The following is a 26,306-nucleotide window of genomic DNA, read 5'->3' as shown; positions in this document are numbered from 1 at the left end:
CTGGGGCCGGGGATTTCTGTTGCTTCAGGTTTTACTGCACGTCGACGTAGTCACCCGCGGCGCTGACGGCCGGGGTGGTCGTGGTGCCCGCGAAGCTGTAGCGGAAGTACCCGTCGGCGGTGGCCGTGGTGGTCGTCTTCAGGTTGCCGTGGCTGTCCGTCGTGACCGTCTTCAGCGTGGTGTACGTGCTGCTGCCCGCCTTGCGGAACTGCAGCTTCACCGGCTGGCCCGTGTAGCCCTGGTACGTGTGGCTGTCCCAGTTCGCGCGGGTCAGGGCGCCGGTGACCGTGACGGTCTTGCCCTTCTTGACCGGCTCCGGCGCGGCGTCGACCGTCAGCTTGGACAGACGCTGGACCTTCTGGGCGCCCAGGTCGCTCTGCCACTTGAAGTGATCGCTGTTGTCGACGGCGACCGCGCCGACCTTCCAGGCACCGGCGTGGGAGTTGGCCAGGTCGTCGTGGTCGCCGGTGGCGTCCGGACGGAACTGGATCTTGGCCGTGCACTTGAGCACGGTGGAGGAGGAGGCGGTGCAGGTGCCGGGCTCGTCGCCGCCGAGGATGACCGCGTTCTCGTCCGAGATCGCGGTACCGCGGTAGATGAGCGGACCGCTCATGAAGGCGCTCGCGCTGAGGCTCGCGGGGTGCGTCACGGTGTAGCTCGCGCTGACCGTGACCATCGCGGAGGCGCCGACCACGATGTTCTTGCCGCTGTTGATCACGACGTTGGAGAAGGTGACGCCGGACAGCGGGTTGCCTGCGGCCTGCGCGGCCGGCACGGCGAGAGCGGAAAGGGCCAGGGCGCCGGTCACGGCGGCCACGGTGGCTCGTATGCGCATGGGGTTCCCCAAGTGGAGAAAGGGGGTCCCGGCGATGGTCGTTCCTCACGGCTCGTCGTCTGCGCGGGACCCAAGTGATCGGTGAGTCTGTTGACTCAAGAGGTGAGATTAGTGAGGGGTGGGGCTGGTTGTGCGGGTGGGGTGGAGAACGCGCAGTTTTTAGGTTCGCGTTACGCGGGGATGGCGAAACACAGAGAAAAGCCCGGCCCCCGGAATTCCGGGGGCCGGGCTAAATGTGCCGGCCGAATGGGGTGGGACCTGTCCGGCTCGCGTGGATCGCGTGGCTCGCGTGGCCTGCCCGACCTGCCCGACCGGTCCGACTCCGAGCGGTCCGACCTCAGTCGAACCAGCGGTCCCGGGCCAGTTCCTCCGTGCGGGACGGGTCCTCCAGCAGCGCGGCCACCTCGAAGCGGCGCGGCCACTGGCCCGCCGCCCAGGCGAGTCCGGCGGCCACACCCTCCAGGGTGGAGGCGTGCAGGACCCCGTCCCGGGTGCGGCGCCAGTCGAGTTCGGTGCCGTCCACCACGAGCTCCTCGTGCTCGACGTACGAGGCGGGGGTCGCCGGGCCCAGCAGGACCCGTACGGACCCCGGTACGTCGTGCTCGGTGCCCTCGGAGGTCACCTCGCCGGTGACGGACTCGCTGAGCCTGCGCACCTGGAACAGTTCGGCGAGCTCGGCGGCCCGCGCCGGAGGCACCGGCAGCAGCGGCACCCCGTCGGTGAAGGCCAGCAGGTCCGGGGAGTCCACGACCACCGCGTCGGCCGCGTCCACGACCCGCACCTCGCCGTCCACGACCGCCCGCAGCTCGTCCGGCAGCGTCACCTGCTCGGGGTCGAGGTCGGCCAACGCGCTGTACAGGCCGTGCAGTTGGGAGCCCGAGACCGGACGGCCGGGGTCCGCGAGCCGGTCGAGCAGCTCGGCCGCACCGCCCGGCTCGTCGAGCAGGGCGGCCACGGAGGTACGGACACCGAGCGCCCGCAGGACCTGCTCGTCGTCGAAGCCGGTCGCGTCGGCCTCGTCGTACAGACCGCGCAGCAGCGGATCCCCGCCGGCCGCCCGCAGACCGGCCGGACGGCGCCCGTCGAGCACCGGATGCCCGCGCAGCCACCACGCCGTGTACGGCCGGACGATCTCGTGCGTGCCGTCCGGGAGCAGGACGCGCACCTGCTGGATGATCGCGTCCCGCAGCGGCGGCTTGGCCAGCAGCGCCAGGGCCTGCGGCCACCGGTCGTCGTCCACCAGGTCCAGGTCCCGTACGGCCACGATCTCGGTCGCGACCGGCGGCACCGGCGAGTCGGGCAGCCGGTCCAGGACGTCCTCGCACCACACGTCCACCGCGTCCAGCAGACCCGCGTCGTCGGGCTCGGCGAAGTCCCCCTCGCGCGGCTCCAGTTCGTCCGGGTCGAGCACGATGTCGGTGGCGCGCACCAGGGCGAAGCCCGCGAGCACGCCACAGGCGGCGAGCGGCTGCTCTCCCCAGCGCTCTGCCAACTCGGAGTCGACGGAAGCCAGTTCGTCCTCGCGCATGATCCCGGCGAACGCGCTTCCGGGCAGCACGAGTTCACCGGCGGGCACGAGTTCGCCCTCGTCGTCCGGCAGCGCGAGCGCGCCCAGCCAGGGCTCGTCGCCGGGTTCGAGCGCGGCGTCACGGACCAGCGCGAGGACGGTGTCCGCGAGCTCCTCCGCGTCCAGGGTGTCCTCGTCCCACGCGCCGCCCTCGTCGTCGAGCGAGGCGGCCACCGCGGCCCGCACCTGCGGCGTCGTGAGCACCGCGCGGGGCGAGGCCGGCAGGGCGCCCAGCTTCTCCAGGAGGGGGTGGGCCGCGTCGGGGTGCGCGACCTTGAGGCCGAGCCTGGCGAGCGTGCCGGGGGCCACCAGGGAGCCCTCGGGGGTGGGCAGCAGGATCTGGCGGGGGCCGATCGTCGTGCGGCCGTCGGCCAGCGGCACCGAGAGCCCCGACAGCCGGTCCGGGTCGACCCCGGCGAGGCTGTCGTACAGGCGGTGCCACCACTCCGGGTCCTTCTCCAGGCCGGCCAGCCGGTCCACGGCCTCGGTGAGCGGGACCCGGGCGACGCCCAGCGAGCGCAGCTCCACCCGCCGTTCGAGCCCGGCGGGCAGCAGGCCGGTCAGCACCTCGGCGAGCACCCGGACGGTCTCTGCGCCCGCGCCCTCCACCACCTCGGCATCGCGCGGCCGCAGGGCGGCGGGGGCCTCCGCGGAGCTGCTCCCGGGCCAGTCCTCGGGGGTGTCGACGGCCGGCAGCCGGGCCGGCGGGGCGGCGGGCGGCAGGAACGCGGTGCGCGGCAGCCGGTCCAGGATCGCCTGGCGCAGCGCGCCGTCGAGCTCGCCCTTGCCGAGCGGGCCGGGCACCAGGTCGATGATCCCGGTGTCCACCGGCCGCCAGGCGGCGAGGAGTTCGGCGTACGCGTCCGCCGCGCGCTCCACCAGGAAGTCCGTCAGCGGGCCGGGGGCGGCGTGGCGGCGGGTGGTGTCGAGCGGGAAGGAGGCGATGAGGAGCGCGGGCACGCCGAGGGCTTCGTCGCTGGGCGTCGGCGCGTGCACGACGGGGCTGGTCCTCGGGCGGCCCGGAGCTCCCTCGGTGTCCACCGGGACGGCCCAGGTCACGGACCAGTGCGGGCGCAGGCGCTCCTCGACCGGGCGGTCGGCGAGCAGGGCGGGGTCGAGGTGGCCGTGCGCCGCGACCGTGCGGTAGCGGGTGGTGCCGTCGCGGGTGTCGTCGATGACGGCGCCGTGCTCGGCGGCGGTCCGGCGCAGGGTGCGGACCTCGGTGTCGCCGATCTCCACGACCACTTCCTCCAGGCCGGGGAGGGCCAGGAGGAGGGCGTCGTCGATGTTCCGCAGGAGGCGCTCGGCGAGGTCCTCGGCGGCGGTGTCGCGCAGCGGGAGGATCACGGCGGTGTCGTACGGGTCCGGGGCGGTGCCCTCGGCCGCGAACGGGAGCCTCAGCAGCGGTACGTGGCCGTCCCGTCGGCGGATCTCGTCGCCGAGGCCGGGGCTGTCGGCGGCGGTGCCGGCGGCGAGGTCGCGGGCCTCGGCGAGGGCCCAGCGGACGCCGCCGTGACGGCCGACGACGGCGGGCTCGTCGGTGACGGCGAGGACCGCGGCGAAGCCGACGCCGAAGCGGCCGACGGCCGTGTCGTGCGCGTCCCGCTTCGCGGAGGCCCTGAGGGTGGCGAGGGACTCGACGCCGACGGCGTCGAGGGGGGCGCCGGTGTTGGCCGCCACCAGGACGCCGTCCCGGAGCGTGAGGCGCAGGCGGCCCGGGGTGCCGGCGCGGGCGGAGGCGTCGGCGGCGTTCTGGGCGAGTTCCACGACGAGGCGGTCGCGGTAGCCGCCGAGGACGAGGTCCTCCTCGGCGTTGGCGTCCTCGCGGAACCTGGCCGGGCTGGCCGCCCAGGCGTCCAGTACTCCGCGGCGCAGGCGGGCCGTGCCGAACGGGTCCGCACCCTCGGCAGCCGGCCGCACGAACTTACTCACGGGTTCACTCTCCCTCTCGCCTGACGCGACCGCGAATGCTGCACCGGCGCGCGGCTTGAAGGTACCGCGCGCCGTGCGGGGGTCCCGTCGCGGTGTCGACCGGCGGGTGGGTCGGGTTCGGTCCGGTGGGCGGTCCGGGTTCGGTCCGGTGGGGGGGTCGGGGCCGTGCCGGTGCATCAGCCCGTCGCCGTTGGGTGAGGAGTGACCGTCGGTGGCGACGGCCATTGATGTACCGCCACGTCCCCTCACGCCGGATCCCGACTGCGGGCGCGTGACCAGACGGTTCCAACCCCGCCCGCCAAAGCCTCCAACCCTGACCCGCCAAAGCTTCCAGCCCCGGCCGGTCAAAGCTTTCAGCCCCGGCCCGCGAGAGTTTCAGCCCCGGCCCGCCAAAGCCTCCAACCCTGGCCCGCCAAAACCTTCAGCCCCGGCCAGTCAGCTTTCAGCCCCGGCCGGCGAGATTTTCAGCCCCTCCGGCGTTTGAGGAGCGGGGTCTGGGGCGGAGCCCCAGGTACGGGACGGGTAGGGGCGGAGGGGGCGAGGAGAGGCTTGGGCTTGCCTCGGCACCCGGGCCGGGGACAGTGCGGGCGCCGTGCCGGGGTCGGTGTGGGCGCCCGGCCCGGGGCGGTGCGTGCCCCGAGCACGAGGGGGGCGGGGCGGGTGTTGGGGAGGGGAAGGGGTGGGCCCGGTCACCCGGGCCCGGGGACGTTTACGAGTGGCCCAGTTCTGCCTGGGAATCGTCCGTCGTCGACGGGACCGAGCCCGAGTCGGGGGACGGGCGGAGCGGGAAGGGGTCCACCTGGGTCTCGTCGATCACGGGAAGCGGCGGCCGCGGCGGCGTCGGCATGACGGCGGCCTCGGAGTGCCCCCCGCACCCGTACGCGAGAGACACCACACGCCCGTCCGCGGGCGAGAACTCGTTCGCGCAGACACCGAACGCCTGCCCGAGCGAGCCCCCGATCCGGTTCAGGAAGCCACAGCTCACGCACGTGGCGGGCGCGGCCTGCGCCATGGCGGTCTTGGCGCCGAACGAGTCCTCCCAGCGGTCGGCCGCGACATGCAGCCCGTACCGGGAGAGCACCCGGGCCCGGCGAAGCCCGAGTTCCTCGGCGACGGAGGCGATCGAGCCCCGGCGCGGAGCCATCGGCAGATGCGCGGGCGTGCCCGCGGTCACCTCGGCGTCCTCCGCCTCGACCAGCTCGGCCATGTCCTCGGAGACCGCGGAGTTCGGCGCGGGCTCGTCCTCGCCGGACCAGCCCGGCTCCAGCCGGAGATCCTCGGCGTCCGTGGGGAGCAGGTCCCCGGGACCCATGTCACCGGGGCGCAGCCGCTCGCTCCACGGCACCCACTCCGGGGCCAGCAGCGCGTCCGTGCCGGGCAGCAGCACGGTCTCGTCGAGGGTGACGATCTTCGCCCGGGAGGCGCGGGCCACGGTCGACGCCCAGCGCCAGCCGCGGTACCCGGGTTCCTTGCACTCGAAGTAGTGCGTGACAACGCGGTCCCCCTCGGAGACCATCCCGAGATGCTCGCCCACGATGCCGGGGTAGGCGGCCTCCTCGGCTGCCGCGCGGGCGAGGTCGACGGCCTCGGCGCACAGACGGTCCGGGGTGCGGCTTCGCGTTGTCGCTGCGCTCACAGGTATCGCTTCTCTCCTACGCCGTCTCACGGGTGCGCCAGTCCTCGGCGGGGGTGCGGACGGAGCGGACCGGTGGGCCGCGTCGACGTCCGCGCCCGATCGCACTCGGGCGCACCTACGCCATCCATTCTGCGGGATGGCCGAGAGGCGCGCGGCCGAGAACAATCGCCGCAGGCGCGTTACGCACGCTACCTTCTCCCGGCCCCTGGGCCCACACCGGCGGCCGTCTTCGGTCCTCCGCGCCGGGATCTTTGGCGCTGCGCGCCCCCCGGAGTCCCCCGCTCCGCGGCCCCGCGCGCCGGACATCGCCCCCTCACCCACCCGTCTCGCCCAGTCCGATGGGCCCCACTCGGCCCCCATACGCGCGGTAACCGCACTACGCACCCCGAACTCGGGGCACTATGACGGAGTGGCGTCCGCAAGGTCACCCCAGGGAGCAACCGGTGTCGGTGGCGCCAAGGGGAGCAACCGGAGTGGCGGATCGGGCCGGGTGACCGGATCCGTCCGTGCGGTGGGGCGTGCCCTGCACTTCCCCGTGTCGCGGACCGCCCGCGGCATCCGCAAGGCCACGCACGCGCACGGGGCGGGCGAGTCGGGCCTCGGGAAACTGATCGAACTGCACGCGGTGAACGGCGCGGGCGACGTCATGATCACGGTGGCGCTGGCGTCCACGGTGTTCTTCTCCGTGCCGACCGACGAGGCCCGCAGCAGGGTCGCCCTCTACCTGGGCATCACCATGGCGCCCTTCGCCGTCCTCGCCCCCGTGATCGGCCCGCTGCTCGACCGGCTGCCGCACGGCCGGCGGGCCGCGATGGCGGGCTCGATGCTCGCCCGGGCGATGCTCGCGCTGATCCTGGCGAGCGCCGTCGTCACCGGCACCTTCGAGCTGTATCCCGCCGCGCTCGGCGTGCTCGTCGCCTCCAAGGCGTACGGCGTGGTGCGCAGCGCCGTCGTACCCCGGCTCCTGCCACCCACGTTCTCCCTGGTCAAGGCCAATTCCCGGGTGACTCTGGGCGGGCTCCTGGCCACCGGTGTGGCCGGACCCATCGCCGTCCTGCTCCAGTCGGCGGGCGCGCGCTATCCGCTCTACGGCGCCTTCACGATCTTCATCCTGGGCACCTTCCTGTCGTTCTCGCTGCCGCCCAAGGTCGACTCCGCCAAGGGCGAGGACACGGCGCTGCTCGCCGCCGACGCGGAACATCTGCACGGTCCGCATCTGAAGAAACCCCCGCGCCCGGGACTGCGGACGGTGGGCACGGCGGTCACCCACGCGCTCGGCGCCAACGCCTCGCTGCGCTGCCTGTCCGGCTTCCTGATCTTCTTCCTCGCCTTCCTGCTGCGCGAGCACCCGCTCACCGGCAAGAGCGCGGCGGTCTCGCTCGGCCTGGTGGTCGTCTCGGCGGGCGTGGGCAACGCGCTCGGCACGGCCGTCGGCGCCTGGCTGAAGCAGCGCGCCCCGGAGATCATCATCGTCACGGTGGTGGCGGTCGTGGTGGCCGCCGCGATCACGGCGGCGCTCTTCTTCGGCACCCTGATGATCGCGTGCCTCGCGGCGGTCGCCGGCTTCGCGCAGGCCCTCGCCAAGCTGTCCCTGGACGCGCTGATCCAGCGCGACGTCCCCGAACTTGTCCGGAATTCGGCGTTCGCGCGCTCCGAGACACTGCTCCAGATGGCCTGGGTGCTCGGCGGAGCCATCGGTATCGCGATGCCCCTCAACGGCCCGCTCGGCCTCTCGGTGGCGGCCGGGATCGTCGCCGTGGGATGGCTGACGACCGTGCGGGGACTGCTCCTGGTGGCCCGCCGCGGGGGATCGGCCCGCAACCGGGTGTCCTGAGCCGCGCGGGGGCCACACACGGCACGCCGCACCCCACGTGGGGGCACCGGTGGGCGTGCCCGATAGCCTTCGGTCATGACCTCCCTGCCCCGCGGCAGAGCCGCCAATGGACAAGGCGCTGCGCGCCGTCGCCGCGCCGTCGCCACTGTCGGCGCCGTTTCCGCCGGACTCCTCGCCCTGTCCGCCTGCGACAAGCCGACCCCGCTGGCCACCGTCACGGTCGGCGACAAGTCGGTGAGCACCGAGACCGACTGCTACAACGACGGCGACCCCGTGAAGACCGCGGACCTGACGGACTGCCTGCGGTCCAAGGACGTCAAGTCCATCACCGTCGACCCGGACGAGACCGTGCGGTTCGGCGTGGACCCGAAGATCGCGGACAGCGGCTGGACGATCCTCATGAACGGGCAGCAGCTTCTGCCCGACTACTCCACGAAGACGTACATGACCATTCCGGGCAGCGTCTTCTTCAACCAGCAGTACGGCGCCACCGGCACCTCGACGCTCGTCTCCATCAAGGAGGGCGACAAGACGGTCAAGGGCCTGTGGACGTTCAAGTTCAAGAAGGACACGGACAACTGATCGCCGCCGCCGGGCCGAGGGTGCTCGTGGCCACCGCCGTCTCCGTGGAGCGGGAAGCGGTGGCCGCGGCGTCGTCCGGCACGGCGCGGGAGATACGGCTTCCGGGGGCGACGCTCCACCGGGCCGGCGGGCTCGATCTGCTCGCCGCCGGTGTCGGCCCCGCCCTCGCCGCCGCCTCCGTCTCCGCCGCACTGACCGCCGCCGCCCTCGACGGCGCGCCCTACGGCCTCGTCGTCTGCGCGGGGATCGCCGGCGGGTTCCAGCCCGGCGCGCCCGTGGGCTCGCTCGTGGTGGCCGACGACATCGTCGCGGCGGACCTGGGCGCCGAGACGCCGGAGGGGTTCCTCCCGGTCACCGAGCTCGGCTTCGGGACCGTCAGCCACCGGCCTCCAAGATCACTCGTACGAGAGGTCGCGGCCGTCACCGGAGCCCGCGCCGGCACGGTCCTCACCGTGTCGACGGTGACCGGCAGCGCGGCACGCGCCGCCGAACTGCGCGCCCGGCACCCGCGCGCCCTCGCCGAGGCGATGGAGGGTTTCGGGGTGGCCGAGGCGGCCGGCGCGCACGGCGTGCCGGTGCTGGAGGTCCGCGCGGTGTCCAATCCCGTCGGGCCGCGGGACCGCGCCGCGTGGCGCGTCGGCGAAGCCCTCGGGGCCCTCACCGAGGCATTCGGGAAGCTGGGGCCCCTCCTGGAGAGTTGGAACCCACATGAGCGCACTGCCTGAATCCGCCGAAGCCCTGCGGATCGCCTACTCGCCCTGCCCCAACGACACGTTCGTCTTCGACGCCTGGGCGCACGGCCGCGTCCCGGGCGCGCCCGCGCTGGACGTGACCTTCGCGGACATCGACATCACCAACGGCATGGCCGAGCGCGGCGAGTTCGACGTGCTGAAGGTGTCGTACGCCGTGCTGCCGTACGTCCTCGACGACTACGCGCTGCTGCCGTGCGGCGGCGCGCTCGGGCGCGGCTGCGGTCCGCTGGTCCTGACGAAGGAAGGCGGCGGCACCGACCTCACGGGCCGTACGGTCGCCGTGCCGAGCGAGCGGTCGACGGCGTACCTGCTGTTCCGGCTGTGGGCGGCGGAGACCGTTCCCGGCGGGGTCGGCGAGATCGTGGTCATGCCGTTCCACGAGATCATGCCGGCCGTGCGGGACGGGAAGGTCGACGCGGGGCTCGTCATCCACGAGGCGCGTTTCACGTACCAGGACTACGGGCTGCACAAGCTCGCCGACATGGGCGAGCACTGGGAGCGGACCACCGGGCTGCCGATCCCGCTGGGCGCGATCATCGCCAGGCGGTCGCTGGGGGCCGAGCGGCTCCTGGAGCTCGCCGAGGCCGCCCGCGCCTCCGTCCGCGCCGCCTGGGACGACCCCGAGGCCTCCCGCGCCTACGTCCTGGAGCACGCCCAGGAGATGGACCCGGGCGTCGCGGACCAGCACATCGGCCTGTACGTCAACGAGTTCACGGCCGATCTGGGCGAGCCCGGATACGCGGCCGTCCGCGGACTGCTCACCCGTGCGGCGGCCGAGGGGCTGGTGCCGCCCCTCGGACCGGACGCGCTGGCGTTTCCCTGATCCCCGGTCCTCGCCCGGGGATCAGGTCCTCGCCCGGGGATCACACGTCGAGCTGGTCGGCGACCGCGCGCAGCAGGCCGGCGATCTTCTTTCCGGAGGTCTTTTCCGGGTAGCGGCCCTGTTCGAGGGTGGGTGTGATGTTCTCGAGCAGGGTCGTCAGGTCCTGGACGATGGACGCCAGTTCGTCCGGTTTGCGACGCTGGGCGGCCGCGACCGACGGGGTCGGTTCCAGAAGGGTCACCGAGAGGGCCTGATCGCCACGCTGACCGGCGACGACGCCGAACTCGACACGCTGGCCGGGCTTGAGGGCGTCTACTCCGGCGGGCAGGACCGAGGAATGGACGAAGACGTCGCCGCCGTCGTCACGGGAGAGAAAGCCGAAGCCCTTCTCGGTGTTGAACCACTTGACTTTGCCGGTGGGCACGTCTGTCCTCGTCCTCGTACTCGTCGGAAACTTCTCGGGGAACGGCTCGGGTGGTTGCAGGGGCAACTGCCCGTTAAACGCCTCTGGATAGCACTACAGCGGGTCCGCCGACCCGCCGGTACCAAGGCTAATGGTCCGTCGGCTCGTGACAAGACGTCGTCGGATTGTTCCTTCGCGCAGGGAACTACCCTGGTGGGGTGCGTGACAAAACCCAAGCGAATTCCGCCGAAGCCGGTGACGGGCTGATCCGTGCCGGTGCCATCGTGTTCTTCATCGGAGCGTTGGCCACACTGGTCACCGTGGCCCCGCTGTTGCTCGGCACGAAGCCTTTTCCGTTCTACATGTTCGGCTTGAGCATGCTCATGGGTGTCGGATTCCTGCTGGCCGCCGCGGGCGTGCTCCAGTCCGCCGCCGAGGGCCGCCGCCGCGCCCGGGCCGCCCGTTCCTGACGGCGGCCTTTCCCCACGGCAGCGGCGTCTCCGGCCGTTGCCGGGTCCGGCGTGCCCTCAGCGGTGGTTCTCCAGCCAGGCCGGGAACTCCGTGAGATCGCCGAGGACGACGTCCGCGCCCGCCGCGCGCAGTTCCTCCGCGTCGCACGGCCCCGTCGCCACGGCCACGCTGTACGCCTGGGCCGTACGCGCTCCGCGTACGTCGCCGGTGTGGTCGCCGACGTACACGCTCGCGCCGTGCTCGCGCAGCGCGACCGCCTTCTGTTCGGCCCACAGGCTGCCGACGACGTCGTCCGCGTCGATGCCGAGGTGGTCCAGGTGCAGCCTGGCGTTGGGCTCCCACTTCGCCGTCACGACGACCGCGCGGCCGCCCGCCGCCCGGACCGCCGCGACGGCCTCGCGGGCGCCGGGCATCGCGAGCGAGCCGGTGATCGCGTACTCGGGGTACATCGCGCGGTAGAGGTCGGCCGTCGCCGCTATGTCCTCGGCCGGGAACCAGTGGGCGAGTTCCTGCTCCAGCGGGGGCCCGAGCCGCGTGACCACCAGGTCGGAGTCGATGTACGTCCCCGTCCGTGCCGCCATCGCCTCGAAGCAGGCGTGGATCCCGGGGCGGGAGTCGATCAGGGTCATGTCGAGGTCGAAGCCGACGGTCAGCGCAGGTGAGGTCATATGCGCCATTGTGCCCAGACCTCCCGGAGGACGGTCCACGCCTTTTCGCGGCGGCCGGGCGTCAGCGCCTGCGCTGGGAGCGCCAGACCAGGTACAGGGCCGAGGCGATCGCCGCGCCGCGGACGACGAAGGGCCAGGTCTCGGCCATCGCCTCCTTCATGTGGCCCTCGGCGACGGGGTCGCCCCACCGTCCGTCCGAACGGCCCCAGAGCCAGAGGATGCCGGCCGTGGCGGACAGTCCCGGCAGGACGAGGACGGCCCACTTCGACTCCGCCTGGCTCAGCCGGCGCGAGCCGTAGGCGATGAGCCAGCCGAGGCCGAGCGCGAACCAGTTGCCGAGGACCGCGCCGGCGACGAGGAGGGCGGCGGCGAGCAGGAGCAGCGGGTTGGTGTAGCCGCCGAGGCGCGGGAGCAGCCGCCGGAGCGGGCGGCGCGCGGTGGCGGCCTCGGCGGCCGGCTCGTCCTCGGGGTCCGGTGCCGCCGTCTCCTCGGCCGGGCCCGTCTCCTTGTCGGGACCGCCGTCCTTGTCCTCGGGCGGCGGCTTGAGCAGTTCGGGGATCTCCACGCCGCCGACGAATCCGGGCACGCTGTCGCCGAGTCCGAAGGGGCTGTCGGTGGAGCGCCACCAGTCGGGCCGGGTGGCGCTGTCGCCCAGTTCGGCCGCGCTCGCCAGATGGGGCGGGGACGGCACGTCGGCGCCGGTGCTCTCGGCGGGCCGCTCCTGGGCCGGGCGGGGGCGGGGGACGACGCGGCGCAGTCCCTTGGGGCGCTCCTCGGGTTCGGCGGCGCGCGGGGAGGGCACGGCGGCCCGGGTCGGGGTGTCCGGCCCGCCGCCCGTGCCCCGTCCGGCCGCCGCGACGATCTCGTCCGGGGTGCCGAGGCGGTCGAGGATGCGGCGGACTGCGGCGGGGGTGTCGGCGCCGGTTCCGGCCCGGCGGCGGCCGATCTCCTCGCGCAGTTCCGTGACCAGGCGCATGCGGGTGGCCGACGGCAACTGGCGCTGCTGGGCCAGGTCGCCGACCCGGCTCAGGTAGTCGAAGACAAGCTGGTCGCTCTCGATCCCCACGAAGTCCCCTCCGGGGCGCGTGCGTTGGATACCCCGTGGGGAGACGGTACCGGTTCTCCCCGGCGCGGGAGCGTCCGGTCCGGGGCTCGGCCTGCCGTGCGAGACACCCCGTGTCGCCGGGGGATGCGGGAGTCGGAGCCGGGAGGGGGAAGGCGGGACGGGGCCGGACGCCGGAGCCCGCCGCCGGGAGGCGCGCCGGACGCCAAGAGCCCGCCGCCGGGAGGCCGGCGGGGTGTCGGGGTGGGCGGGAATGGGAGGACAGGTCCTGGATCGCGTGGTTGCCCGGCGGTCCGGCGGCCGGGGGCCGGGTCCGGCGGGCGTGCCACCCGCTACCGTTGACAGGATGAGCCCCGAGACGACCGCCCCGCGGTCCCTGGCGGAAGCACTCCGCGCGCGGGACGACGCCTCGCTGTCCGCCCTCCTGCGGTCCCGGCCGGACCTGATCACCCCCGTCCCCACGGATCTCACCCAGCTCGCCACACGGGCCGGCACCCGGGCGTCGGTCGTGCGCGCCCTGGAGCGCCTGGACCGCTTCACGCTCCAGACGGCCGAGGCGCTGGCGGTGGCGCGGGAACCGGCGACGTACGACGAACTGCTCGGGCTGCTGGCGGGCGACGACGCCGACCCGGCGGTCACGGCGGCCTTCCCGCACGCGCTCGGGACGCTGCGCGAGCAGGCCCTCCTGTGGGGGGCCGACGACCGGCTCCGGCTCGTCCGCACGGCACGTGAACTGCTCGCCCCCTCCCCCCAGCACCCGTCCCCCACGGGGCTCGGGCCGACGGTCGGCGAGGCCACGGCGGGCATGTCGCCGGGGCGCATCCAGGAGATCGTGACCGCGGCGGGGCTGGCGTCCACCCACGACTCCGTGTCGGCGGTGGCCTCGCTGAGCGCCCTGTTCGACGACCGGAGACGGATGTCGGCGCTGCTCGACGAGGCACCCGCCGAGGCGGTGGAGGTGCTGTCCCGGCTGGTGTGGGGTCCGCCGTACGGGCAGGTGACGGCCGAACCCGCGGCGCACTTGCGCTGGCTGATCGCACGGGGGCTGCTGCTGCCGACGGCGCCGGGCACGGTCGTGCTGCCCCGGGAGGTCGCCCTGCATCTGCGGGCGGGCCGCGCGCACCGGGTGACCGAACCGGTGGCACCCGCGGTCGGGACCGCGACGGCCCACCGTCCACAGGCTGTGGACGCCGCCGCGGCCGGCCAGGCGTACACGACGCTGGCGACCGTCGAGGAGTTGCTGAAGGACTGGCACGAGGGCGGCCCCGCCGTGCTGCGCGCGGGTGGTCTGAGCGTGCGGGACCTGAAGCGGACGGCGGTGGCGCTCGACGTCCCCGAACCGGTCGCCGCGTTCTGGGTGGAACTCGCCTACGCGGCGGGCCTGCTGGCCTCGGACGGCGAGGCGGACGAACGGTACGCGGCGACGCCCGTGTACGACGCGTGGCTGGAGCTGCCCGCGGCGGAGCGCTGGGCGCGGCTCGCCACCGCCTGGCTCGCGGCGACCCGCACGTCCGGTCTCGTCGGCGGGCGGGACGCGAAGGACCGTACGCTCTCGGCGCTCGGCCCGAACCTCGACCGCTCCGCGGCACCCGAGGTCCGTCACCGCGTCCTCGCCCTGCTCGCCGAACTTCCCGAGGGCGCCTCCCCCGACCCGGACTCGCTCCTGGCCCGGCTGTACTGGGAGCGGCCCTCGCGCGGCACCCGGCCCTCACCGGAGGACCTGCGGGCCCGGCTGGCCCGCTGGACGCTCTCCGAGGCGGAGCTGCTCGGGGTGACCGGCCGCGGCGCGCTGTCCGCCCAGGGGCGGGCGCTGCTGGGCCTGCCCTCCTCCGCGGGCGCGCGGGCGGCGGAGCCGGACGGTCCGGGCGCCAAGCTTCCCGCGCACAGGCGGCACCTCCCCGCGGCCTCCGCCGTGACGGCCGCCGTGACGCCCTCCCCCGCCGAGCGGGCCGCGGCGGCGACCCGGGCCGCCGCGCTCCTCGCGCCGCTGCTGCCCGAGCCGCTCGACCACGTCCTGCTCCAGGCGGACCTGACGGCGGTCGCGCCCGGCCCGCTGGAGCGTCCGCTGGCGGACACGCTCGGGGTGCTCGCGGACGTCGAGTCCAAGGGCGGGGCCACGGTCTACCGCTTCACCCCGGCCTCGGTGCGCCGGGCGCTCGACGCGGGCCGCTCCGCGTCCGACCTGCACGCCTTCCTCGCCGCCCACTCCCGTACGCCCGTCCCGCAGCCCCTCGCCTACCTGATCGACGACATGGCCCGCCGGCACGGTCATCTGCGGATCGGGGCGGCCTCGGCGTACGTCCGCTGCGACGACGAGGCGGTGCTCAACGAGATCCTCGCGGACAAGCGCTCCCAGGAGTTCGGGGCGCGGCGGATCGCGCCGACGGTGCTGGTCGCGCAGACCGACCCGACGACGCTCCTCGCCGGTCTGCGCACGATGGGCTTCGCGCCGGCCGCCGAGTCGGCGGAGGGCGATGTGCTGATCAGCCGGGCGCACGCCCACCGCACCCCGCCGCGCACGGCGCCCGAGCCCGTCCCGGACGGCCCGCCGGTCCCCGACGCCACGCTCCTCGGCGCCGCGATCCGCGCGATCCGCGCCGGGGACCTCGCCTCCACGGCCCCGCGCAAGGAGGACCCGGCCGCCGGGCGTCCCGGTGACGGCGCCCTGCCCCGCACCAGCTCCGCCGAGACCCTCGCGACCATGCAGGCCGCCGTCATGACGGGCGAGGCGGTGTGGATCGGCTACGTGAACGCCGAGGGCGCCGCCAGCCAGCGCGTCATCGCCCCCATCCGGGTCGAGGGCGGCTTCGTGACGGCGTACGACCACACGGCGGACGAGGTCCGCACGTATCCGCTGCATCGGGTCACGGGGGTCGCGGAGCTCGCCGACGACCAGCCGTGACCGCCCGCCGGTAGGGCACACTGGACGTTTGGCCGAGCATCCGCGCCGGGTGCCGCCACGCAGAAAGGGACGGGTGTGAACGGACCCCTCATCGTCCAGTCCGACAAAACGCTGCTGCTGGAAGTCGATCACGATCTGGCCGACGCCTGCCGTCGGGCCATCGCCCCCTTCGCCGAGCTGGAGCGGGCGCCCGAGCACATCCACACCTACCGGGTGACCCCGCTCGGCCTGTGGAACGCGCGGGCCGCCGGGCACGACGCCGAGCAGGTCGTGGACGCGCTGGTGGAGTTCAGCCGCTATCCGGTCCCGCACGCGCTGCTCGTGGACATCGCCGAGACGATGGACCGCTACGGACGCCTCACGCTGAGCAAGCACCCGGCCCACGGGCTCGTCCTGACCACCACCGACCGGCCCGTCCTCGAGGAGGTGCTGCGCTCCAAGCGGATCGCACCGCTCGTCGGCAACCGGATCGACCCGGACACCGTGGCCGTGCACCCCTCCGAGCGCGGTCAGATCAAGCAGACCCTGCTGAAGCTGGGCTGGCCGGCCGAGGACCTCGCCGGGTACGTGGACGGCGAGGCGCACGCCATCGAGCTCGACGAGACCGGCTGGGCGCTGCGGCCCTACCAGCGCCAGGCCGTGGAGAACTTCTGGCACGGCGGCTCCGGTGTGGTCGTGCTGCCCTGCGGCGCGGGCAAGACGCTCGTCGGGGCCGGTGCGATGGCGGAGGCCAAGGCGACCACGCTCATCCTCGTCACCAACACGGTCTCCGCCCGGCAGTGGAAGCACGAGCTGGTGAAGCGGACCTCGCTGACCGAGGACGAGATCGGCGAGTACAGCGGCACCCGCAAGGAGATCCGTCCGGTCACCATCGCCACCTACCAGGTGCTGACGACCCGGCGGAAGGGCGTCTACCCGCACCTGGAGCTGTTCGACTCCCGCGACTGGGGGCTGATCCTCTACGACGAGGTGCACCTGCTGCCCGCCCCGGTGTTCAAGTTCACCGCCGACCTCCAGGCCCGGCGCCGGCTGGGGCTGACCGCCACGCTGGTACGCGAGGACGGGCGCGAGTCGGACGTCTTCTCGCTGATCGGGCCCAAGCGGTTCGACGCGCCCTGGAAGGAGATCGAGGCGCAGGGCTACATCGCGCCGGCCGACTGCGTCGAGGTGCGGGTGAACCTCACCGACTCCGAACGGCTCGCGTACGCCACCGCGGAGAACGAGGAGAAGTACCGCTTCTGCGCCACCACCGCGACCAAGCGGAAGGTGACCGAGGCGCTGGTCCGCAGGTTCGCGGGCCAGCAGATCCTGGTGATCGGCCAGTACATCGACCAGCTCGACGAGCTGGGCGAGCATCTGAACGCGCCCGTGATCAAGGGCGAGACCAGCAACGCTCAGCGGGAGAAGCTGTTCGACGCCTTCCGTGAGGGCGAGATCAGCGTGCTCGTCGTGTCCAAGGTCGCGAACTTCTCCATCGACCTGCCGGAGGCCACGGTGGCCATCCAGGTCTCGGGAACCTTCGGCTCCCGCCAGGAGGAGGCCCAGCGTCTGGGCCGCGTCCTGCGCCCGAAGGCCGACGGCCACCAGGCCCACTTCTACTCCGTGGTCGCCCGCGACACGATCGACCAGGACTTCGCGGCCCACCGCCAGCGCTTCCTGGCGGAACAGGGCTACGCCTACCGGATCATGGACGCCGACGAGGTACTGACAGACACCGAGTAGCGGTCTTCCAGCCCCGGCCGGGGAAGATTCAGCCCCTCCGGCGATTGAGGAGCGGGGCCCGGGGCGGAGCCCCGAGGCGGTGGAACGACGGGGCCGGGCCCGCTGTCAGGGGCCCGGACCGGAGTTCTGGTGGGCCCGGGGAGAAACCTCAGCGGCGTCGTACGCCCGCTTCTTCGCCGTACTCGCCGAGCAGGACGACTCCGATGGCCGCGCGCCCGAACACCTTGACGGCCTTCAGGGCGTCGCCGAGGCGATGGCGGTGCTGGATGGAGGTGACGGCCGTCGCGCCACGCGCGACCGGCCCGGGATGGGCAGGACCTGGGGTGAAAGTGGCTGCGCTCATATCTCCATGGTGCGGCCACCCCGACCCGAACGGCGTCGGTCCATGGGCCTAACCTCGCCCACCCCTCAGGTACGGCTCGGCCTCTCCGCCGTACACCTCACGACGGACCCCGCCCCCTAGGGATTCCCGGGCCCGACCCTGAGACGTCCGGGGGCGCCGGAGGAACGCGGTGCGCGGGCGCCGGAAAAAACCATTGGCCCCGGCATCCATCCTTCGCCTAGAATCTTCGCTCTTGCCCGCCTCCCTCGACGGAGTGCCGCCGCCCGGCCGGAAACCGGACGGCACCCGGAATCACCGCGGATTCCGCAGGGATTCCCTGCGGAATCCCGACGGAATCCGTGGCGATTCACGATCTGCATCACTCGCGCAGCACCGCCAGAAGCACCACGGCACTTCCGCAGCACCCCCACAGCAGGTTTCCCGGAGGCAATTCCCCGTGTCCACCCTGTCCGACGGTCCGTCCGGCGCCCCTTCCGAGTCCGACGATCCCCTCTCCCGCGAACGCTCCCACCTCACCCGGTCCCGTTCGGCGCTCCGCGCGATGCGCGAGGACGCGGAGAACCTCGACATCCGCGACGTCACCGCGAACTGGGTGAACGCCGAGGTCCTGCACCGCCAGATCGCCGAGCGCATCAAGGCCCTCGCCGATCTGAGCCACACCCCGCTGTTCTTCGGCCGCCTCGACTATCTGCACGCCCCGGGCTCCGATCTGGCGGAGGGCGCCGAGGGCGAGCGGTTCTACATCGGGCGACGGCATGTCCACGACGCCGACGGCGACCCGATGGTGATCGACTGGCGCGCGCCGGTCTCGCAGCCGTTCTACCGGGCCTCGAAGAAGGACCCGATGGACGTCGGGCTGCGCCGGCGGTTCGGCTACACCGGCGGCGAGCTCACGGCGTACGAGGACGAGCACCTCTCCGACCCGGCCGAGGCCGCGGCCACCAGCAAGCTGCTCCAGCAGGAGATCGAGCGCCCGCGTGTCGGCCCGATGCGCGACATCGTGGCGACCATCCAGCCCGAGCAGGACGAGATCGTACGGTCCGGGCTGTCCGGTTCGGTCTGTGTGCAGGGAGGTCCCGGCACCGGGAAGACCGCCGTCGGCCTGCACCGGGTCGCCTATCTGCTGTACGCGCACCGGGACCGCCTCGCCCGCACCGGCACCCTGGTGATCGGGCCGAACAAGTCCTTCCTGCACTACATCGAGCAGGTCCTCCCCGCGCTCGGTGAGCTGGAGGTCAAGCAGGCGACCGTCGACGACCTCGTCGCGCACGTCGAGGTGCGCGGGAGCGACGACGCCCCGGCGGCCGTGATCAAGGGCGACGCCCGGATGGCCGAGGTGCTGCGGCGGGCCGTGCGCTCGCACGTGACCGTCCCGACCGAGCCCGTGGTGGTGGTCAGGGGGTCGCGGCGCTGGCGCGTTCCCGCGTACGAGCTGGAGGAGATCGTCCGGGAGCTGCTCGACCGGGACATCCGCTACGGCGCCGCCCACCAGGCCCTTCCGCAGCGGATCGCGCACGCCGTGCTGGTCCAGATGGAGCGCTCCGGTGAGGCGCCGGACGACCGGGTACAGGACGCCGTCGCCCGCAACCCCGCCGTGAAGGCCGCCGTGAAGGCGATGTGGCCGCAGGTCGACCCCGCGAAGCTGGTGCTGCGGCTGCTGAGCGACGCGGAGTTCCTGGCCGAGCACGCGGAGGGGCTGCTGGACGAGGCCGAGCAGAAGGAGATCCTCTGGGCGAAGCCGGTGCGCAGCGTGAAGAGCGCGAAGTGGTCGCCCGCCGACGCCGTGCTGATCGACGAGGCCACCGATCTGGTCCAGCGCACGCACTCCCTCGGGCACGTGGTGCTGGACGAGGCGCAGGACCTCTCCCCGATGCAGTACCGCGCCGTGGGCCGGCGCTGCACGACGGGGTCGGCGACCATGCTCGGGGACCTGGCGCAGGGGACGACCCCGTGGGCGACCCGGAGCTGGGAGGAGGCCCTCGGACATCTGGGCAAGGGCGACGCGGTCGTCGAGGAGCTGACCGCGGGTTTCCGTGTCCCCACGGACGTCATCACCTACGCGTCCCGGCTGCTGCCGCACATCGCGCCCGGTCTCACGCCGGTCGCCTCGGTGCGGGAGAACCCGGGCTTCTTCGAGGTGCGCGCGCGTACGGCGGACGCCGACGTCCTGGCCGCGGTGGAGGAGCTGCTGGACCGGGAGGGGTCGGTCGGACTGATCGCCGCCGACGCCCGGGTCCCGGTGCTCGCCGAGGCGCTGACGGCGGCCGGGCGGACGTACATCGGTCCGGGCGAGGAGACGACGGCCGAGACCCGGCTGACGCTGGTGCCGGCCTCCCTCGCCAAGGGCCTGGAGTACGACTACGTGGTGCTGGACGAGCCGGGTGCCGTCGTCGACGGCGAGCCGGACGAACGCACCGGTCTGCGCCGCCTGTACGTGGCGCTCACCCGGGCGGTCTCAGGGCTGATCGTGACCCACGCGGCGCCGCTCCCGGCCGAACTCGGCTGACCGCCCGGCGGCCCCGGCACGGACGCCGACGGCCCCCGGCACGGATGCCGGGGGCCGTGAACCGCCTTACGCGTGGGGCTACTTGAACTTCCGGCTGGTCGCCAGGTAGACCTGCTTGGCGTTCTCGCCGAGGCGTGGCCCGGTGATGAACGTCTTGCGGTCGCTCAGGGAGTTGTTGGAGACCAGGTAGGTCCGGCCGTCGTGGCTCAGGAACCAGGGGCCGCCGGACGCGCCGCCGTTCATGGTGCAGCCGATCATGTACTGGGCGGGGACGTTGCTCGCGAGCACGAACCGCTTGGTGGCGCCGTGGCAGTCGTACATCTTCGAGCCGTCGTAGGGCGACTCGGCCGGGTAGCCGCGGACCTTCATCGACTTGACCTTGTTGGCGGCCGGGGCGCCGAACCACACCGGCAGGGCCGAACCGAGCCGCTCCTGAAGGGACTTGCCGCCGCTCTCCGGCTTGACGTGGAGCACGGCGTAGTCGTAGCCGGAGGCCGCGTTGCCCGTGTGGCCGCCGCCCTGCATCCACTGGGAGGAGGTGGTGGCCCAGTCGGCCCACCAGACGCCGTACGGGGAGACCGACGTGGCGCGCGGGTCGGTGATCTGACGGCTGCTCAGGCTCGCGCTGTTGTTGTACGAGGGGACGAAGGCGATGTTGCGGTACCAGCCGCCGCCCTTGCCCGCGTGCACGCAGTGGCCCGCGGTCCACACCAGGTTGGACTTGCCGGGGTGCGCCGGGTCGGTGACGACGGCGGCCGAGCAGACCATGTTGCCCTGGGGCGAGGAGAAGAACATCTTGCCGACGGGCGGGGCGTAGTGGTGGTAGGTGCCCCTGACCTTGGCGGCGGTCTGCTTCGTGACCTTGCCGTCGGGCAGGTAGGAGGTGGCGCCGCTGCCCGAGCCCGAACTGGTGCTGCCCGCCCGGACGAGGGGGATGCTGGCCTTGGCCCGGGCCATCTTCTCCGGCGACCAGAAGTCCTTGATGTAGGGGTTGGCGAAGTCCTCCGCCTTGGAGGCCCAGTCGCTGTAGTCCTGCCACCCGCCGTTCTTCCACTTGTCCAGGGCGGCGCCGCCGAGTTCGGTGGGAATGCCGTCGGGCAGCTTGTAGCCGCCGAGCGAGGCGGAGCCGTCGTCCTGGCCGGTGTCGACGCCCTTGTCGGCCTGGGCGGACGACGAGGGCCGCGCGGCGGCCCCCTCGTCGTCCTTCTTGCCGTCACAGGCCGTGGTGGTGATCATGACGGCCGCGATCACGGCGGCCGCCCCCGCGAGCGTGCGGCTGCGTATGGATGGCATGAAGCCCCGTCCCCCTGATGCTGCTGTGCTGCCGCACCGCGTTCGCCGGCACGCACATACGTGTGATTGTCATGCCCCGGCCGATCGGGGCAGGTCAAATATGCACGCAAAAAGCCGCGCGGTGATCGACGCGTGACTCTCACAACACAACAACTACGAGGCGGAGATGGATCCGTGACCTCTCCGGCCGGAGAAGCGGCCGCCTACGCGTCGACGGCGGTCCGCCACTGCCGTACCGACTCCGCGGAGACCGGCCCCGCCCATCCGTCCGGACGTGCGGCGCCGCCGATGTGGAAGGCGTCGAGGCCCGCCGCGCGCAGCTCCGGCAGATGGTCCAGGCGCAGTCCGCCGCCGACCATGATCCGCGGCTCGTACCCCGGCTCACCGCGGCGGGCGGCCTCGGCGGCGAGGACGGAGAGCCCGTCGTCGACACCCGCAGGGGACCCGGCGGTCAGATAGGCGTCCAGGCCGGGCAGGTCCGCGAGCTGCTTGCGCAGGGCGTCCCGGTCGGCGGCGCGGTCGATCGCGCGGTGGAACGTCCAGCGGCAGCCGTCCAGTTCGGCGACGATCCGCTCCACGGCGGCCAGGTCGGGACCGCCGTGCTCGTCGAGGAAGCCGAGCACGAACTCGTCGGCGCCCGCGGCCCGCAGTTCGCCCGCGGCCCGGACGAGTGCGTCGACGCCCGCGGGGCCGCCCGCCGAGAAGCCGTCGGACAGGCGCAGCATCACGCGCAGCGCGATGTCGACGGAAGCACGGATCCCGGCGAAGGTCTCCACCGACGGGGTCAGCCCGTCGGCCGCCATGTCCGTGACCAGCTCCAGCCGGTCCGCTCCGCCGGCCTGAGCGGCGACCGCGTCCTCCACGCCGAGGGCGATCACCTCCAGGACCGCGCTCTTCCGCTCAGTCATCGGACCTCTTCCCTTGGGCCGCTATAGGTCTAGTCCAATCCAAGAGTACGCGGGCGGGGACGGGGGCGCGAGAAGATCGCGTCCGGCGCTGTAGTTGATCTTGCTTCGGTGGACGGTACCCGGGCGGCGGGTCGTACGGCAGCTCCGCGAAGAACGCGTCACCAACCTGGACGTTCACCGGGCGCTCGGCGGCCCTGGTGGTCTCGCGCGCCGCGACCTCAGGCCAGGTGTACGTGTACGTGGACGGCAGGAAGACCACCACCCTGGACCTGAGGTCGACGACCACGAAGTACCGCGACGCCGTCTGGGCGACGACCTGGACCGCCGCCGCCAGGCACACGGTGAAGCTCGTGGTCGTCGGGACCGGCGGCCGTCCCACGGTCACGGCCGACGGGCTCGTGTATCTCAAATAGCCGGGGCCCAGTCGGCCTCCGGCCGGGTCACCCGAACAGGTTGAGCTCCTCCTCCCGCGCCCCCACCAGCTCGTAGACCGTCGTCTTCGGGACCGGCCGGCCCGAGCAGAGCCGTACGAGGGTCGCGGCGCCGCCGATGTACCGGGCCGGGGGGCGGTCGCCGGGGACGCCGCCCAGGAGCAGCGGGTCGTCGAGCTGGTCGACGTCGGCGTGCAGCGGCACCCGGCCGCTCTCCCGGCTGTGGCGCACCAGGAGGGCGAGGGCGTGCGGAAGTCCCTCGCCCTCGTAGGCGCCGGGTTCACCGAACGCCTCGCGCACGTCTCCGGCGTGGATCCACTCGCCGAGCGCGACCGCGTCGAGGGCGCCCCTGGTCCGGGCGATCGCCGGGCCCGCCTCGGTCATCCCGCGTTCCAGCTCGTCGATCACCCGCTCAGTCGGCCAGTCGGCGCGCTCGGCGATGTCGCGGTCGTTGGACTCGGGCTCGAACACCCCCGGTTCGAAACGGCGCTCGACGACCCGGGTGAGCACGGCCGAGCAGTGCGCCAGCACGTCCCGCACCGTCCACGCCGGGCACCCGGGCGTCGGACGGGAGAAGTCGTCCTCCGGGCGGGCCCGCAGCAGCGGGATCAGCGCGTCGCGCTCGGTGCGCAGGAGCAGACCGGGCAGTTCCGGGTCCCGTACATCGTGTGCGTCTTGAGGAATCATGACTCCACGCTAGGGGGCGCCGTCCGGAAATTCCGGCGTCCGCGGGGGCTCGGCGCGCGTCCGCCCGCTACCCGCGCAGTTCGACGGAGATGTGCGGGGACAGTGCGCGGAGGAAGTCCGGGGCGTCGAAGATCGCGCCGGCGGAGGCCACGCCGGTCGTCCGGGTGCGTCCGGTGAGGATGCGGTCGAGGGCCTCCACCACGAGCGGCGCGGTGACGGCGTAGATGTCCCGGCCCCGCGCCACGGCCCGGCGTTCGGCCTCACCGGAGCGCACCACGACGTCGACGACGAAGGTCTGTTCCGACCGTCCGCGCTCGTCGGCCGCGCGCGGGGCCGGGGTGTCCGGGGCCGCCAGTTCCCCGGCCGCCTCGACGGTCATGTAGGTGCGCACCTCGGGGACGGCGAGGTGGCTGGGCACGGTGACCACGTCGGCCATCGAGAACTCCCCGATGACGGCGCGCGGACCCGTCGGTTCGGGGAACGGCCACTCCAGGGTGGGCGGGGTGTCGTGGACGTACTCCAGCCGCCCCTTCGTGTGGCGGACGCGCCGGCCGCCGCGCCGCTCCCGGGAGACCGCGCCCGCGGCACGCGTCCCGGGAGTGGGGTGCCAGCCGCTCAGCCCGTACGCGACGTGGGCCTCGTCGGCCGCCGTCCACCCGCCCATCGCGGCGGTGACGAGCAGGTCGCCGAGACCGCCGTAGAACGCCATCGCCGGGACGATCACCGCTCCCGCCGCCTCGGCCCGCTCGGCGAAGTGCGTGAACGTGTCCAGGTTGGCCTCGATCTCGGCCGCCACGTCCACGTACGGGATCCCGGCGCGCAGGGCCGCCTCGATCACGGGGGCGGCCGTCGTGGCGAAGGGTCCGGCGCAGTTGACCACCGCGACGGCACCGGTCAGCGCGTGGTCGAGGGACGCCGGGTCCCCGACCGTGGCCGGGCGGACGTCCAGGCCCGGCCACTCGGTGGCCAGGTCCTTCAGCTTCTCGGCGTCCCGCCCGGAGAGGACCGGGACGAACCCGCGCTCCAGCAGCTCGGCCACCACGAACCGGCCGGTGTGCCCGTACGCGCCGAACACCGTCACCGCTTGACCCGACTTCATGGGTCCTCCCCCGTACTCGAAGTGAACTGCCGTGATCCGTAAGGACATCCTGGCGAGGGCGGACGCCCGGCACGAGTGTCCGGAACGACACGCCCCATACAATTCCGGACATGACCTCTGTCGCGCTGGCCGTCACCGACGGGATGCTGCACTTCGAACTGGGCCTGGCCTGCGAGGTCTTCGGCTCCGCGCCGGACGCCGTCCGGGTCCCCTGGTACGACCTCGCGGTCTGCGGGCCGAGGGCAGTGCGCGTCGGCCCGTTCCGGCTGGAGCCCGACCACGGCTTCGACCGGCTTCCCGAAGCCGACACGGTGATCGTCCCGGGCTGGGCGGACGTGGACCGGGAGCCGCCGGCCGACCTCGTCGACGCGGTGCGCGCGGCCCACGAGGCGGGTGCGCGGGTGGCGTCCCTGTGCACCGGCGCGTTCGTCCTGGCCGCCGCCGGACTGCTGGACGACAGGCGGGCGACCACGCACTGGGCGCACACCCGCGCGCTGGCCGACCGCCATCCCCGGGTACGGGTGGACCCGGACGTCCTCTACGTGGACGACGGCGGCGTGCTGACCTCCGCGGGCAAGGCCGCCGCCATGGACCTGTGCCTGCACCTCGTCCGCCTCGACCACGGGTCCTCCGTCGCCAACACCGTCGCCCGCAACCTGGTCGTGCCCCCGCACCGGGACGGCGGCCAGGCCCAGTTCGTCAGCACCCCGGTGCCCGCCCCCGACCACCACCCGCTCGCCGAGCTGTTCCCCTGGGTCATCGAGCGGCTGGACCGTCCGCTGACCGTGGAGGACCTGGCCCGCCGGGCGCGGATGAGCTCACGCACGCTCGGCCGCCACTTCAGGTCGGTGACCGGCACCACCCCGCTCCAGTGGCTGCTGACCCAACGGATCCGCCACGCCCAGGAGTTGCTGGAGACCACCGACGCGGGCATCGACGCCGTCGCGGCGGCCACCGGCATGGGAACCGCCACGACACTGCGCCGGCACTTCAACCGCACGGTGGGCGTGCCTCCGGACGCCTACCGCCGCACCTTCCGCTCGCGGACGGGCCCGGCGGCCGGGAGCACCACGGACGGCACCACGACGGGGAGTCCGGCAGCGGGGAGTCCGGCGGGGACAATGGACGCATGGCAGCAGAGAGCAACCGCCACCCGGCCCACGAGGACCTGACGCAGCGCTGGGCGGACACCGTCCTGGCCGCACGGGGCGGTGACGGGTCCGGCCCCGCGCCGGGGCCCTACGCGGAGAACCTGCTGGGCCGCTGGGCCGAACCCCGGCGCCGGTACCACACCACCGGCCATCTCCTCGCGGTCCTCGACCACATCGACCTGCTGGAGGCCCACGGGGAGCGCGCCGGCGATCCGGCCGCCGTGCGCCTGGCGGCCTGGTTCCACGACGCCGTGTACCTCCCGGACCGCTCGGAGAACGAGGAGCGGTCCGCCCGGCTCGCGGAACGCGCGCTGGACGAACTGGGCGTCGCCCCGGAGCGCACGGCCGAGGTCGCCCGGCTCGTCCGCCTCACCGTCTCGCACGACCCCGCCGACGACGACACCGACGGCGCCGTCCTGTGCGACGCGGATCTCGCGATCCTGGCCTCGCCCCCGGACGCGTACGCCGCCTACACGGCCGCCGTCCGCGAGGAGTACGCGTTCGTGCCCGACGACGCCTTCCGCGTGGGCCGTGCGGCGGTTCTCCGCCAACTCCTGGCTCTGCCCGCGCTGTTCAGGACCACCTACGGCCAGCGCACCTGGACCACTCCGGCCCGCCGGAACATGGAGACCGAACTGACAACACTGACGACCGAATGACCCGGCCCCTCCGGCGGGAAGGCCGCAGCCCCTCCGGCG

General features: G+C 73.5%; 20 protein-coding genes and 2 pseudogenes. 11 read left to right on the top strand and 11 right to left on the bottom strand.

Annotation, left to right across the window (positions count from 1 at the left end; genetic code table 11):
* Nucleotides 1–31 precede the first annotated feature (31 nt).
* From ACZ4TO_RS26525 to ACZ4TO_RS26515, 3 genes are all read right to left on the bottom strand, one after another.
* Nucleotides 32–835, bottom strand: coding sequence for a hypothetical protein (locus ACZ4TO_RS26525; RefSeq protein ID WP_385042384.1), 804 nt, complete (start codon nt 833–835; stop codon nt 32–34).
* 337 nt (nt 836–1,172) lie between these two features.
* A complete protein-coding gene (locus tag ACZ4TO_RS26520; protein WP_468025381.1) occupies nt 1,173–4,334 on the bottom strand; it encodes a sacsin N-terminal ATP-binding-like domain-containing protein in 3,162 nt (1,053 codons plus the stop codon).
* 709 nt (nt 4,335–5,043) lie between these two features.
* On the bottom strand, nt 5,044–5,970 hold the full coding sequence (locus ACZ4TO_RS26515) for a DUF3027 domain-containing protein (protein ID WP_382792704.1): 927 nt from the start codon (nt 5,968–5,970) through the stop codon (nt 5,044–5,046).
* Between the two features lie 409 nt (nt 5,971–6,379).
* Between ACZ4TO_RS26515 and ACZ4TO_RS26510 the strand changes: the two genes are divergently transcribed.
* The 4 genes from ACZ4TO_RS26510 to ACZ4TO_RS26495 all read left to right on the top strand — a co-directional run bounded on the left by ACZ4TO_RS26510 (nt 6,380) and on the right by ACZ4TO_RS26495 (nt 9,961).
* Entirely contained in the window at nt 6,380–7,804 is a 1,425-nt protein-coding gene (locus tag ACZ4TO_RS26510; protein ID WP_382792700.1) for an MFS transporter, read from the top strand.
* A 75-nt stretch (nt 7,805–7,879) separates the two neighbouring features.
* A complete protein-coding gene (locus ACZ4TO_RS26505; RefSeq protein ID WP_382792697.1) occupies nt 7,880–8,386 on the top strand; it encodes a DUF2771 domain-containing protein in 507 nt (168 codons plus the stop codon).
* Between the two features lie 26 nt (nt 8,387–8,412).
* Nucleotides 8,413–9,111 (top strand): futalosine hydrolase, encoded by a 699-nt coding sequence (locus ACZ4TO_RS26500; protein WP_385042487.1) that lies wholly within the window; start codon nt 8,413–8,415, stop codon nt 9,109–9,111.
* Nucleotides 9,095–9,961 (top strand): 1,4-dihydroxy-6-naphthoate synthase, encoded by an 867-nt coding sequence (locus tag ACZ4TO_RS26495; protein ID WP_382792694.1) that lies wholly within the window; start codon nt 9,095–9,097, stop codon nt 9,959–9,961. The genes ACZ4TO_RS26500 and ACZ4TO_RS26495 overlap by 17 nt, the downstream gene beginning before the upstream one ends.
* A 40-nt stretch (nt 9,962–10,001) precedes the next feature.
* Here ACZ4TO_RS26495 and ACZ4TO_RS26490 read toward each other — a convergent pair whose 3' ends face one another.
* Nucleotides 10,002–10,385, bottom strand: coding sequence for a cold-shock protein (locus tag ACZ4TO_RS26490; RefSeq protein WP_382792691.1), 384 nt, complete (start codon nt 10,383–10,385; stop codon nt 10,002–10,004).
* A gap of 197 nt (nt 10,386–10,582) precedes the next feature.
* Between ACZ4TO_RS26490 and ACZ4TO_RS26485 the strand changes: the two genes are divergently transcribed.
* Nucleotides 10,583–10,834 (top strand): hypothetical protein, encoded by a 252-nt coding sequence (locus ACZ4TO_RS26485; protein ID WP_382792688.1) that lies wholly within the window; start codon nt 10,583–10,585, stop codon nt 10,832–10,834.
* Nucleotides 10,835–10,891: 57 nt separating this feature from the next.
* Here ACZ4TO_RS26485 and ACZ4TO_RS26480 read toward each other — a convergent pair whose 3' ends face one another.
* Both ACZ4TO_RS26480 and ACZ4TO_RS26475 read right to left on the bottom strand, forming a co-directional pair.
* A complete protein-coding gene (locus ACZ4TO_RS26480; protein ID WP_382792685.1) occupies nt 10,892–11,512 on the bottom strand; it encodes an HAD family hydrolase in 621 nt (206 codons plus the stop codon).
* Between the two features lie 52 nt (nt 11,513–11,564).
* On the bottom strand, nt 11,565–12,569 hold the full coding sequence (locus ACZ4TO_RS26475) for a hypothetical protein (RefSeq protein ID WP_468025380.1): 1,005 nt from the start codon (nt 12,567–12,569) through the stop codon (nt 11,565–11,567).
* Nucleotides 12,570–12,912: 343 nt separating this feature from the next.
* Between ACZ4TO_RS26475 and ACZ4TO_RS26470 the strand changes: the two genes are divergently transcribed.
* Both ACZ4TO_RS26470 and ACZ4TO_RS26465 read left to right on the top strand, forming a co-directional pair.
* Nucleotides 12,913–15,468 carry a helicase-associated domain-containing protein gene (locus tag ACZ4TO_RS26470; protein ID WP_382792680.1) on the top strand — a complete coding sequence of 852 codons (2,556 nt, stop codon included), beginning with the start codon at nt 12,913–12,915 and terminating at the stop codon, nt 15,466–15,468.
* A 75-nt stretch (nt 15,469–15,543) separates the two neighbouring features.
* Nucleotides 15,544–17,190, top strand: a complete 1,647-nt coding sequence (locus ACZ4TO_RS26465; protein ID WP_382792677.1) for a DNA repair helicase XPB — start codon at nt 15,544–15,546, stop codon at nt 17,188–17,190.
* A 148-nt stretch (nt 17,191–17,338) separates the two neighbouring features.
* On the opposite strand, the gene ACZ4TO_RS26460 is transcribed toward ACZ4TO_RS26465, so the two are convergent.
* Nucleotides 17,339–17,533, bottom strand: coding sequence for a hypothetical protein (locus ACZ4TO_RS26460; RefSeq protein ID WP_382792674.1), 195 nt, complete (start codon nt 17,531–17,533; stop codon nt 17,339–17,341).
* 436 nt (nt 17,534–17,969) lie between these two features.
* Here ACZ4TO_RS26460 and ACZ4TO_RS26455 point away from each other — a divergent pair, with 436 nt between their 5' ends.
* The gene (locus tag ACZ4TO_RS26455) at nt 17,970–20,039 is read left to right on the top strand and encodes a HelD family protein (RefSeq protein ID WP_468025379.1); all 2,070 of its coding nucleotides are present in this window, start codon (nt 17,970–17,972) and stop codon (nt 20,037–20,039) included.
* A gap of 78 nt (nt 20,040–20,117) precedes the next feature.
* Here ACZ4TO_RS26455 and ACZ4TO_RS26450 read toward each other — a convergent pair whose 3' ends face one another.
* Together ACZ4TO_RS26450 and ACZ4TO_RS26445 are read right to left on the bottom strand one after the other, a co-directional pair.
* Complete coding sequence (locus ACZ4TO_RS26450; RefSeq protein ID WP_382792671.1) at nt 20,118–21,332, bottom strand: trypsin-like serine peptidase; 1,215 nt, start codon at nt 21,330–21,332, stop codon at nt 20,118–20,120.
* Nucleotides 21,333–21,535: 203 nt separating this feature from the next.
* The gene (locus ACZ4TO_RS26445; RefSeq protein WP_385042376.1) at nt 21,536–22,240 is read right to left on the bottom strand and encodes a copper homeostasis protein CutC; all 705 of its coding nucleotides are present in this window, start codon (nt 22,238–22,240) and stop codon (nt 21,536–21,538) included.
* Between the two features lie 116 nt (nt 22,241–22,356).
* Between ACZ4TO_RS26445 and ACZ4TO_RS26440 the strand changes: the two are divergent.
* Nucleotides 22,357–22,653, top strand: a pseudogene (locus tag ACZ4TO_RS26440) (N-acetylmuramoyl-L-alanine amidase); the annotation flags it as partial.
* 27 nt (nt 22,654–22,680) lie between these two features.
* On the opposite strand, the gene ACZ4TO_RS26435 reads toward ACZ4TO_RS26440, so the two are convergent.
* Nucleotides 22,681–23,358 (bottom strand): maleylpyruvate isomerase family mycothiol-dependent enzyme, encoded by a 678-nt coding sequence (locus tag ACZ4TO_RS26435; protein WP_382792662.1) that lies wholly within the window; start codon nt 23,356–23,358, stop codon nt 22,681–22,683.
* Between the two features lie 67 nt (nt 23,359–23,425).
* Complete coding sequence (locus tag ACZ4TO_RS26430) at nt 23,426–24,457, bottom strand: saccharopine dehydrogenase family protein (RefSeq protein WP_468025378.1); 1,032 nt, start codon at nt 24,455–24,457, stop codon at nt 23,426–23,428.
* Between the two features lie 110 nt (nt 24,458–24,567).
* On the opposite strand from ACZ4TO_RS26430, the pseudogene ACZ4TO_RS26425 reads away from it, so the two are divergent.
* Together ACZ4TO_RS26425 and ACZ4TO_RS26420 are read left to right on the top strand one after the other, a co-directional pair.
* A pseudogene (locus ACZ4TO_RS26425) lies at nt 24,568–25,521 on the top strand (helix-turn-helix domain-containing protein); the annotation flags it as partial.
* Nucleotides 25,522–25,586: 65 nt separating this feature from the next.
* Nucleotides 25,587–26,267, top strand: coding sequence for an HD domain-containing protein (locus ACZ4TO_RS26420; RefSeq protein WP_468025377.1), 681 nt, complete (start codon nt 25,587–25,589; stop codon nt 26,265–26,267).
* The last annotated feature ends 39 nt before the right edge of the window (nt 26,268–26,306 follow it).

This window comes from Streptomyces sp. NPDC028298, assembly GCF_055565895.1.
This window is presented reverse-complemented; position numbering and strand designations above follow the sequence as displayed.